Source organism: Stieleria tagensis, assembly GCF_024129865.1.
Taxonomy (GTDB): domain Bacteria; phylum Planctomycetota; class Planctomycetia; order Pirellulales; family Pirellulaceae; genus Stieleria; species Stieleria tagensis.
The window spans coordinates 1-10,257 of sequence record NZ_JAMYFE010000173.1 but is presented as its reverse complement, the minus strand read 5'-3'; the positions used below and the strand labels follow the sequence as shown (position 1 = coordinate 10,257).

Here is a 10,257-nt window from a genome sequence, read left to right as displayed (position 1 = left end):
CAATGACCAACTGCTAGGAAATCAAAACGCAAAGTCCAGTTCCCGCTGAACCAGCACAGAGTTCCGAGTCTCTTCGACGAGGACGGAAAGCTCATCGGGCTGGAGGCGGTCCCTAGGGTTTCGCTCCTCGACGACCTTTTTGAGCTTTAGCGATTTAATCGGGCTCTTGTCGATTCTGCCTTCGTCTTCGAGCCACTTGTAAAACTGCTTCGTGGCCCGCATGTGATGCTTGCGGGATTGCTCCGAGAGCAGGGCGTAGTCCTCGAGCTTCTTCTTCGGATTCCTGACTGAGCATCGCATTCCGTGGACGGTGGTCCTGACTTTCGCGATCGAGATGTCGAGAATCTTTGTGATCTTGGCTTCATCGAGGACTCGCTTTGCACGCTTGTAGGTCAAGTCAGCCTGCGCAGGCGAGACCGTCGCCATGTCGGCCTTCCAGTCTTTCAAGTGTTCGTCGCGTGTCCGGTGCCGCTCGCGAGATCTCGTTGTGCCATTGACTAGTTCGGTGGCGAGACCAAGTTTCTCTTGCTCGACGTTTGCTAGGCTCTTGATCTTGCGGTACCGAGGCTTACCGCCCACGTACCAGCGGAAGTGTGGGTTACCTCGTCGTTGGCAGATGGTAATTTTCGGTAGCTTGTTCATAGTGGTGGAGTGCAAAAGTGATAAGGCATGAAGGAATCCATTCCATCACGCCCTCACTATCGAATGCAATTCTATGCCTCCGAATCCTTCGCCGAACTTACGAGCATCTTCGTAGTGACAGCGTCCAATTCAGCGACTGCCCGACCAGCAGCCGATTTCAATTCGACGAGTCGTTCGAGCGACATCTTCCGAAGTGTCGACGGCGCTGTGACTTCACGTATTAAGTCGATCAGCACCAACGCTTCTTGTTGATCCATAGTCATTCCTCGTTGAGTTTGGTTAATTTCCCTTGGCTCTTCGCCAGCCGCGTTTGGTGCAGCCAGCGTCGACCCAGATTTCGATGTCCCGACGTTTCCAGCGTCGATGGCCGCCCCCCGGTGTCTTCACCGGGATTGGCATCTCGCCAGTCTCGTACCAGCGATTTACAGTGCGAACAGTCACGCCGATCAAGTCGGCGACCTCGCGTGCAGTGACCAACAAAGTTGGCCGTTTGGTACCTTGGCCCGAATCCGGGCCAGTTGAATTTTGCAGCATCGCATTACCTCCGAACCACGTGTTGTAGGATGCTAGCCGTCAATAATCTTGGAAATTTCTTCCCAGGAATCTTCCCAGTCCGGTAGAGCCTCGCCCGCGTCATGCTCAGCAGACAGACGCATCAAAACAGGCAGGTATTCCTCGATGCTGGACCATGGAGCGGAAATGTGACCCAAGATGGACAGCAGGTCGTGTTCGTGGTTGACATTCCACTCGTGCCCATTGCGAACGACCCGGGGGGTATTGCCCCATTCGACCCGCGTCTCCTCGCGCGGCTCACCTTTACACGCACCACGATAAACGCGGGTGTGATAGGTGCCGCACGGGTCTTGCTGTAGCTCGAATTTTTCGGGTCGCATCCCAAAATCTTTCGCAAATTCAACAAGTACGTCGTGGTAGTTCTGAGCCCGTCCAAGATCCGTGAAATGGGCATGGTCGTAATCCCTACTGGCGCCATCATGGTCCCGGCGTGCATTCATAAAATCTGACATGGAGAATTCTCCCGGTAAGCGTAACGCGGGACTCACCAGACTGGACATGCCAAGGATGGGCCTCCCGCAAAGAAGATATTACGCTGACCCAAGCGGGAGGCAGTACAGCAGAACGGACAGAGCACGGTCGCGATGGACCGGTTAACCGGGCAGAGATTACCTATTAGTGCGGGTCAGCACTTCTCATACGATACCGGGACGAACGAATTTGTCAAGGTTTGGCACCCTAACTTCCAGGTGCGAACGCTTGTGTCCCCTTCAAATTGACCGGCTGTGACCGGCTATGACCAAGCAAGACTCGCTACGTCCATGCAGAAAAATTCGAGGTAATTTTCCTTGATGCTCTGCTGCTACGCATTTGCGGGCCCCAGCCCTACGGGATCGGCTCGACGGGTTTCCCCTAGATTTGGACTACCGACAATTGGAAGTCTCGTTCGTCCCAAATCAATGTACGCCCGCATATTCTTGTGCCAGAATTTCGTAGCGTGATCCAATTTTGTTACACGACTCGGGACACCCGTCCCGAGAACTGCAACACCCAATTGGAGAAACCATGAAGACCGCAACGAAGACCGCCCTCGGAGCCCAAGTTACCAGTCAACTGCTTCGATCACTGCACGACCATCTGGTCGACCAAGACTTCAGCACCGAAGAGGGTGAAGTGAAACTGATCGATATCGACGAATCGACCCTCTCGTTCGGGCTGTTCGCAATCGACCAAGAGACTGGGCGACTTGAGAGTGACCCAGAGGTGATCTGGTCAATCGAAGTATTCGCCGACGTTGAAGGAGGACGTTGATCATGAAGAAATTCATCGCCTACTACCGCGTCAGCACCGACCGCCAAGGCCGATCCGGTCTTGGACTCGAAGCCCAAACCGCCTCCGTCCGAGACTACGTCGCAAGCCAAGGGGAACTCATCTTCGAGTACACCGAAGTCGAAACTGGCAAGCGCGCCGACAGACCGCAACTTACAAAGGCACTCGCCCATGCGAGGCGAATCAATGGGACACTAGTTATCGCCAAGCTCGACCGACTTGCCCGCAACGTCGCGTTCACTGCAACGTTGATGGAGTCCGGCACTGACTTCCTCGCGGTCGATAACCCGAGTGCTTCGAAATTGACTATTCATGTGCTTGCCGCTGTTGCAGAGGCGGAAGCTCAAGCAATTAGCATGCGGACAAAAGAAGCTTTGAAGGCTTACAAAGCCAGGGGCGGCAAGCTAGGGTCCAACCATCCCAAGTGCCGTCCCTTGTCTCAGGAAGCAGCAAGACGCGGGCAGTGGGCAGGCGTTGCCGCCAACCAGCGGCTTGCCCGTGATGCCTACGCCGTCCTGACCCCACACCTCCGAGAGCTTCGGGAAGCTGGCAAGTCGTACCGCCAGATTGCATCGGCTCTCGACGCCGAAGGGCACACGACCCGGCAGGGACGCAAGTGGAATCCGGTCCAGGTGAAAAGAGTCCTCGATCGTAGCCGCAAGGAGGGGAGCGAAAGATGAAACCCCAAACGCTTTACCACGACGACGACATTACTTGTTGCCTGTCGTTCGATGACGGGACATGGCTGTTCTGGCGGGAAGACTCTCCGATGATCATCGCTTTTCCCGGCACAGAGCCAGAGCCCTACGAGGAGGGCCGTGCCCCCGAGATCGACGAGCTGATGAATGATCCTTCCGCACTGTATGCCGTGGCAGATGAGCGGATGGACGACACGCGGGAACGGTACGTCCGAATGGTACTCGGCCTCGAATAATCCACGTGTGAGAAATGCCCCTTCGGGACACGCAAACCTGCGATGCCCCGAAACTGTGTGACGGAGGGTACGAATGTTTCGATTCAACCATACTTAGTGGGTCACCCGACATTGAGAGCGAGCAGCAATCACACAGAATATTCTGGTCCCTAACGTGCGTGGGTTGTGGTGAGGATTACGTTGCGCTGTCCCGACCCTCTCCACTGAAGGCGTCGCTTTGAAGCAATCCTATTCCCGCACGTGCGTGGGTTGTGATGGGCATCTCCTCTCGTTGTAATCTCGAGCCGTTGAATCGCGGCTGGTGAAATACCCACGGAATGAATCAAAATTACATCGTACAACCAGACACTCCCCCAGATTACCCCGTGCGGTTATGTCAATCTCTAAACGACCAAGACCAAAGAAGCCACCAGACAAAAAGGACCCGCCATGCGGTCCGAAACCCTTTGACAAGGATCATTGGGTTCAAGGTCATTGGCAATGGCGGCGAGCCAAGCAGAGGTGGATTTGGATCCCCGGACATTGGTCGAAATGAGTGTCGTTGAGTTCGCTTCTCCCCGCCCCGGATTTCCCATCGCATTTTGCATAGCACGGCATCACGTACCTGTACAGTGAGGTCAAGTACGTTAACGCCGCTCCAGTAACGGACTCGACCCAGGACGGGCGATCTGCCTTTGCAGTTCGACAGTCTCAGTGAACCGACGTAAGCCAATCACAACTCGGGCGATTCTTTCTGCAGAAGAGCCTGAAATGACTCGTGGGCTTCTTTCTGCAGTGCTCTAAGTTCGCATGCCAGCTCCCGTACGCCTGAGCACTGATTTCTGGATTCGCCGTTGCTATCTCGAAGCGCAAACTGATCTTTTCCATTCCACCAACTTCGTCGAACGATGGCGGGTCGACGAAACGAACAGAGGAGCAACTGCCAAGCCCATGAACGACCGTCGCCGTTCTCCTTGCAGGCGACCTCACTCAAGAATCAAGCCACCATCCACCATTCGGGTGGGTTTTAGTCGTGGCTCGACATCACACCAATGGCGAAATGGCAAGGAAATTCGACCGTTTTGACGAAAGTTGGTATCGCCAGCTTGACGAAATCACAAGACAACAATATTGTTGTGTTAGATGATTCCTCCATTTAACAGCGACGACAACCTGCCCGCAGGTATCCATCTAACCGACTGGAAATCGTTTTCAGTTGCGTTTGGGATTAGCGCGCATCGAAGTCGCCTGATTTCTGGATTGGTCGCAGCGATGGTTCCGCTGCGTCAGGCTGGATGCAAGCGGATTTACATCGACGGCAGTTTCGTCACAGCAAAGGTGGTCCCTAACGACTACGACGTTGCGTGGGACCCTCTTGGCGTTGATCTGCTTCTGTTGAAATCACTTGAGCCGCTGTTTTTCGATTTCGCGAATGCGAGAGCGGCTCAAAAGGCGAAGTTTTTAGGCGAGTTTTTTCCCTCAAGCCAACCTGCTGAACCTGCAGGCCGAACGTTTTTGGAGTTTTTTCAAGTAGACAAGAATACCGGCAACCAGAAGGGAATCGTAGCCCTTGATCTTTGAAACAGGGTGAATGCGATGATTAAGAACGAACGTCAATACCGAATTACGAAGTCTCAAGCTGACAAGTTTGAAGCGGCACTCGATGCGTTGAACAAAGACACGGCGAAAGACCCGTTGCTTGCACAGCTCGAAAGAGACGCAATGGAAAGCCAGCTTCAGGAACTGCGCGAGCTATTGCAGGAATATGACGAACTTAGGTCCGGTCAACGGCATGTGATCGAGGTTCGTTCGTTCGATGAGCTTCCAAACGCGCTAGTCAAGGCGAGGATTGCTTCTGGACTTAGTCAGAAGGATTTGGCGGAACGTCTGGAGATGAAGGAGCAGCAAGTCCAACGTTATGAATCGACGAACTATCAATCAGCAAGTATGTCCCGACTGCAAGATGTTGTAACCGCATTGGGGCTCTCGGTTCGTAAAGAAGTGTTTCTTCCAAGCCCGCCAGACAGTCTTCCCTCGCTCATTGAGCGCGTCGCGGTCGCCGGAATCGAACCTGATTTTTTGTTGAATCGAGTTTTCCCTCCACAGCTTTCCGATCGGCTTCGTCCTACACAGCGAAGCACAACGCACGAAGACTTTTGCATGGCTTCGTCAATGATTGGACGGATCTACGGCTGGGACGTTGATGAACTGGCGAGTGGGAAGCCGTTGAGTTTACGATCCGAGGCTGCCGGTATGGCTCGGTTTAAGTTGCCGTCGGGTGTCAATCAGAAGAAGGCGAGTGCCTACACTGTCTATGCACACTATCTTGCGCTGTTAGTTCTTCAAGCAACGCCGGATCTAAAGCCTCGACCGATTCCCGTTGATTCAGATGAGTGTCGCGAAGAGATTCTAACGAACTATGGCGAAGTTACGTTCGAGTCGTCGCTTTCATACCTCTGGGATTGTGGCGTTCCTGTTTTACCCTTGAGTGACAGTGGAGCATTTCACGGTGCCTTCTGGCGATCTGATGGCCGCAATGTTGTAGTGCTGAAGCAAAAAACTCAGTCGGTCGCACGCTGGCTTAATGATTGCTTGCACGAGTTTTACCATGCAGGGCAAGAACCTGAACAATCGGAGCGGACAGTCATCGAGGCTCCAGAGTCCTCGCCAGAACGACGAGACTCAGACGAAGAACAAGAAGCAACGGCGTTCGCTGGCGATGTTGCGCTGGACGGACGAGCAGAGGATCTTGCCCAGATGTGTGTCGACTTGGCCGGCGGTCAAATCAAGCGTCTGAAGTCTGTTGTTCAGTCAGTTTCAGAAATGGAAGAAGTCGATGTTGGTTCGTTGGCGAACTACATGGCCTTCCGTTTATCTCTACAAGATATCAATTGGTGGGGAGCCGCAACGAACTTGCAATCCAATGACAGTGATCCTTGGGAAGTCGCTCGCAACTGGCTGATCTCCCGACTCAATCTTTCACGCCTTAACAGCGTCGATCGAGAAATTTTGTTACTAGCACTCTCCAACCCAACGAGGTGATTAATGGCCTTTGAAAAACTAAGAATTGAGCCACTCAAACCGTTGAAGGTCAAATGTACCGATACGGACTGCGGCAACGATCTGCACTGCTTTAAAGCAACGTCGCAGATGAAAAAGGAGGACCAAGTTGGAGTCTGTCGCGAATGCGGAGTTGATTTGGTCGATTGGCAACGCGTTCACAGTCGCGACGAATCGGATATCGAGTACACGTTTGAATCGCTTAAGCACGAACTAATTCGCCACCACTTTTGGCACATCGAAATTGACCAGCGAGCAGAGAACTACGCGAATCGGAAAGGCCGGACGAACTTGCGCCTTGCCGTTCGATCGCGCATTCGAAGCTCTATCGGTTCGCCAAACAATCCGTACGACGGTCGGCAAACCCCGATGGAAGGATCAGGCAATCCGATTCATTACGCCCAGCACGCAACCGCGTCTTGCTGCCGAAAATGTGTCGAGTATTGGCACGACATCCCGGCATCGCGAGCGCTCAAGGATGATGAGATTCAGTATTTGGCTGAACTCGCAATGATGTATCTCGATGAACGATTTCCCGACTTAGCAGACGAGCCTAAACACGTTCCAGCAATCCGAAAGAACAAGTAGTTTTCGATGCACGGATTGATTGATACTGACAAGTTCTCATCGGCGCTTCGCGCAAAGTCCTTGGATACTGCGAATCGAAGATTGCTCATCACCCGTCTTGGGGGCAGTGAGCAAGAAAACGATTTCACGGTGCCCGCCAACTGCGGTGGCCTGGGGCGGATTCGGCACTTCAAACGCGACACGCCTATCGGCTGGCCAGCCAATCCATTGCCGATTGACCCAGCCAGTCGAGCGCTGAATCTTTCGCCGCACGACAGCATTCGAGCGCAGGTTTTTCAGAATGCGTCTTGCAATTGGCGTTGTTGGTATTGCTACGTTCCATTTTCATTGTTGAATGGCGACCCGAGCAAAGCAGAGTGGGTCTCCGCCGGCGAATTGATTGATCGCTACCTTGAAGTGGATGATCGACCGTCGGTTATTGACTTGACGGGAGGACAGCCGGATTTGGTGCCAGAGTGGGTGCCGTGGATGATGGAGGAACTGCAAGCTCGGGGACTGCAAGATGAAGTGTATTTGTGGTCGGACGACAACCTGAGCAACGACTTTTTTTGGCGGTATTTGTCTGAAGCAGAACGGGAAGTCGTAGAGGGTTACCGCAACTACGGGAAAGTTCTTTGTTTTAAGGGATTCGATAATGAATCGTTTGAATTCAACACACGAGCGGAAGGAAGCTTGCTCGACAGGCAGTTTGGTCTGTGCGACCGCTACCTACAAACTCAAATTGATGTCTACGGATACGCTACTTTCACGACACCCAGCCGCACCGATCTTGCCAGGAAAATGGGACGCTTTGTCGACAAGCTTCAGTCTCTCGCTGTAAATCTACCGCTTCGTGTCATCCCACTTGAAATACGATCATTTACGCCGGTTTCAGACAGGATGACGGCAGTTCATCGGGATGCAATCGAGAACCAATCCGTCGCAATAGATGCGTGGAAGAACGAATTGTCAAAAAGATTCTCGTCCGCAGAAATGGCATTAAATATCTGTGATATTCAACCTCGGAGCGAGGTCGCATCGTGATCCATATTGGGAAACGCAACTCGAATTTTGAACAGACGGTCGACGGTTGGGTCGAGGTCGCAATCCGATCACGTCCCCACTTATTCCGCACGTTGGTGAGTGCGCTGCCGGGCGTGTATCCGCTAAACGTCATGAATTCACTCACCCGGCTCTCGGCAAACGGAATCGTTTCGGCGAAGACGACGCTGCCACTTTTGCAGGATGCGAAGAGGAGATCTCTAAAGACGAACGGCATATCGCAAGATAAGCTGCCCGTGCCCCATCCAGTTGACTTTGACTGGCGTTTTGCACCGACGGCAACGCGGGCACTCAGTCGCATTTCCCAATCGCTGGGAAAGCGTATCGCATGTCTCGGTACGCCAAGTGTGTTCGCAAACCTAAATAAATCGCGTTCGAGCTCAAATTCCCATTATTTCGATCGTTGCGATGCCTCGATCAACTTCTTCAAGTCGATCGGTCTTCTGAATGTAGATCGGCTTGACTGTTTTCGTGATTTTCCTCCCAGTAGTCAGTTCGATGTTATCGTGATGGATCCGCCTTGGTACGAAGACGAGTACAAGGCGTTTATGTGGATGGCTTCTCAGCTTGTTCACGTGAATGGCTTCGTAGTCCTCGTCCTACCACCCCTTGGAACAAGACCAAATGTGACTCTGGAACGGAGTTGTGTGTTGGAATGGGGAGAGCGACTCGGCATGAACCTTGTTCATTTATCAGAGGGATGTCTTCCATACATGACCCCGCATTTTGAGCTCAACTCGCTTCACAACGCCGGAATCTATTGTGAGTTAGGGTCTTGGCGGCGTGGAACTCTAGCAGTTTTCGAAATTCAACAGCGGCGGCGTGTGTCACGACCCCCGAACACCAGTAAATGCGAATGGGATGAGGCGGTATGTCTTGGGACGCGTTTCCGCTTCAAACGCAGGCGTGCGTTTGGACTGGTTGACCTGCGTCTCGACACGATTGTCAAAGGCGACGTACTCAGTTCGGTCAGCAGGACAGATCCCGTACGGCCTGCTGTCGATGTTTGGACGTCTGGAAATCGGGTCTTCGGTTGCGAAGGCCCCACGCAATTGTACAAATTGTTCTCTCGCCTGATTTCCTCGCCACGTCGGGCCAGTGTCGATTTGAGCGAAGGCGGTCCGCATCACGAATTTGAGGCGGTTCGACAACTTGTATCGCTCGCAAAGCACGAGAAGCTGGAACGCGACCGAGGGTGCTATACCCCATGCATCGTGTCATGAAGCAATTCGCACTTGAACAGGGCAGACGAGCAGTCGCCGACGACAAGCAATGGGCTGAGTACCTTGATGAGAATTTGTTCCGCCCGCCACCGGCAGTCTCTGCGCACTTGGGCGTCTTCGTTGAACCATTTCTCGGCTACGTTCTTGACGGGACCAAAACGATCGAATCTCGTTTTTCGCTTAACCAATGTGATCCCTTTGGATCGGTTTCAAAAGGCGACATTGTCTTGGTCAAGGAGGCTGCCGGTCCAGTCGTAGGTTTGTGTCGGGTTTCCACGGTTTGGTCGTACGTGCTCGATCCCGAATCGTTGAACCAGATACGTTCGCTTTTTGGATCTGCGATGCGAGTGGAAAGTGAATCATTCTGGGCTGAGCGCACCGATGCAGCCTTTGCCACGCTGATGCAAATTGACCATGTCACACGAATTCAACCGTTCACGATCGAGAAGAAAGATCGGCGTGGCTGGGTCGTTCTCCGACGTCGTTCAAAGCAGCTAATGTTATGGGAGGAGTAGAATCGGCAGTTGCGTTTTCGGGGCGGATAAAGAGCGGCAAAACGACATTAGCGCGAAGGGTTGCCACGGAGTTATCGCTGCCCTTTGCGTCGTTCGGCGATTTCGTTAGAGGGGAAACTGAGTCACGCGGACTCGACTGCTCGGATCGCGTGATCTTGCAGAGTGTCGGCCAAGAGTTTATCGACGCCGGAGTCAAGCCGTTCTGCACGAAGGTCTTGAACGCGGCGGGATGGACACCTGGATCGCGAGTCGTCGTAGATGGTGTTCGTCACATTGACGTGTTACGCGAGCTACAGGAATTGTTGTTCCCGGTTCCACTTAAGCTCGTGTACGTGCAGGTCAGTGACGCAACTCAGGCGAGCCGATTCACGAGTTCCGATACAGGCAAACGGCGTACTGAAATTGAGAGTCATGCAACGGAGACATCTGAGGC

13 protein-coding genes are annotated in these 10,257 nt (G+C 53.1%); 10 read left to right on the top strand and 3 right to left on the bottom strand.

From position 1 onward, the window contains the following. Positions 1–21 precede the first annotated feature (21 nt). The 3 genes from NHH03_RS27555 to NHH03_RS27550 form a co-directional block, all read right to left on the bottom strand. Positions 22–642 carry a hypothetical protein gene (locus tag NHH03_RS27555; RefSeq protein WP_253161580.1) on the bottom strand — a complete coding sequence of 207 codons (621 nt, stop codon included), beginning with the start codon at positions 640–642 and terminating at the stop codon, positions 22–24. A 279-nt stretch (positions 643–921) separates the two neighbouring features. Continuing rightward, a complete protein-coding gene (locus tag NHH03_RS28480) occupies positions 922–1,176 on the bottom strand; it encodes a helix-turn-helix transcriptional regulator (protein ID WP_390895658.1) in 255 nt (84 codons plus the stop codon). Between the two features lie 32 nt (positions 1,177–1,208). After that, positions 1,209–1,667: a hypothetical protein gene (locus tag NHH03_RS27550; RefSeq protein ID WP_253161579.1), complete on the bottom strand. Its 459-nt coding sequence runs from the start codon at positions 1,665–1,667 to the stop codon at positions 1,209–1,211. A gap of 553 nt (positions 1,668–2,220) precedes the next feature. On the opposite strand from NHH03_RS27550, the gene NHH03_RS27545 reads away from it, so the two are divergent. The 10 genes from NHH03_RS27545 to NHH03_RS27505 all read left to right on the top strand — a co-directional run. Beyond that, on the top strand, positions 2,221–2,466 hold the full coding sequence (locus NHH03_RS27545) for a hypothetical protein (protein WP_253161578.1): 246 nt from the start codon (positions 2,221–2,223) through the stop codon (positions 2,464–2,466). A 2-nt stretch (positions 2,467–2,468) separates the two neighbouring features. After that, positions 2,469–3,164, top strand: coding sequence for a recombinase family protein (locus tag NHH03_RS27540; protein ID WP_253161577.1), 696 nt, complete (start codon positions 2,469–2,471; stop codon positions 3,162–3,164). Continuing rightward, on the top strand, positions 3,161–3,418 hold the full coding sequence (locus tag NHH03_RS27535) for a hypothetical protein (RefSeq protein WP_253161576.1): 258 nt from the start codon (positions 3,161–3,163) through the stop codon (positions 3,416–3,418). Before NHH03_RS27540 ends, NHH03_RS27535 begins: the two co-directional genes overlap by 4 nt. A gap of 1,122 nt (positions 3,419–4,540) precedes the next feature. Continuing rightward, a complete protein-coding gene (locus tag NHH03_RS27530) occupies positions 4,541–4,978 on the top strand; it encodes a DUF6932 family protein (RefSeq protein ID WP_253161575.1) in 438 nt (145 codons plus the stop codon). Between the two features lie 15 nt (positions 4,979–4,993). Then, on the top strand, positions 4,994–6,439 hold the full coding sequence (locus NHH03_RS27525; protein ID WP_253161574.1) for a helix-turn-helix domain-containing protein: 1,446 nt from the start codon (positions 4,994–4,996) through the stop codon (positions 6,437–6,439). Positions 6,440–6,442: 3 nt separating this feature from the next. Continuing rightward, positions 6,443–7,045: a DUF4186 family protein gene (locus tag NHH03_RS27520; RefSeq protein ID WP_253161573.1), complete on the top strand. Its 603-nt coding sequence runs from the start codon at positions 6,443–6,445 to the stop codon at positions 7,043–7,045. A gap of 15 nt (positions 7,046–7,060) precedes the next feature. Then, entirely contained in the window at positions 7,061–8,068 is a 1,008-nt protein-coding gene (locus NHH03_RS27515) for a hypothetical protein (protein ID WP_253161572.1), read from the top strand. A gap of 131 nt (positions 8,069–8,199) precedes the next feature. Next, a complete protein-coding gene (locus NHH03_RS28475; protein ID WP_390895659.1) occupies positions 8,200–9,309 on the top strand; it encodes a hypothetical protein in 1,110 nt (369 codons plus the stop codon). Then, complete coding sequence (locus tag NHH03_RS27510; protein WP_253161571.1) at positions 9,306–9,824, top strand: hypothetical protein; 519 nt, start codon at positions 9,306–9,308, stop codon at positions 9,822–9,824. The genes NHH03_RS28475 and NHH03_RS27510 overlap by 4 nt, the downstream gene beginning before the upstream one ends. Further along, positions 9,812–10,257: AAA family ATPase (locus NHH03_RS27505; protein ID WP_253161570.1), on the top strand; the 446-nt coding region annotated here is incomplete at its 3' end. The genes NHH03_RS27510 and NHH03_RS27505, both read left to right, overlap by 13 nt.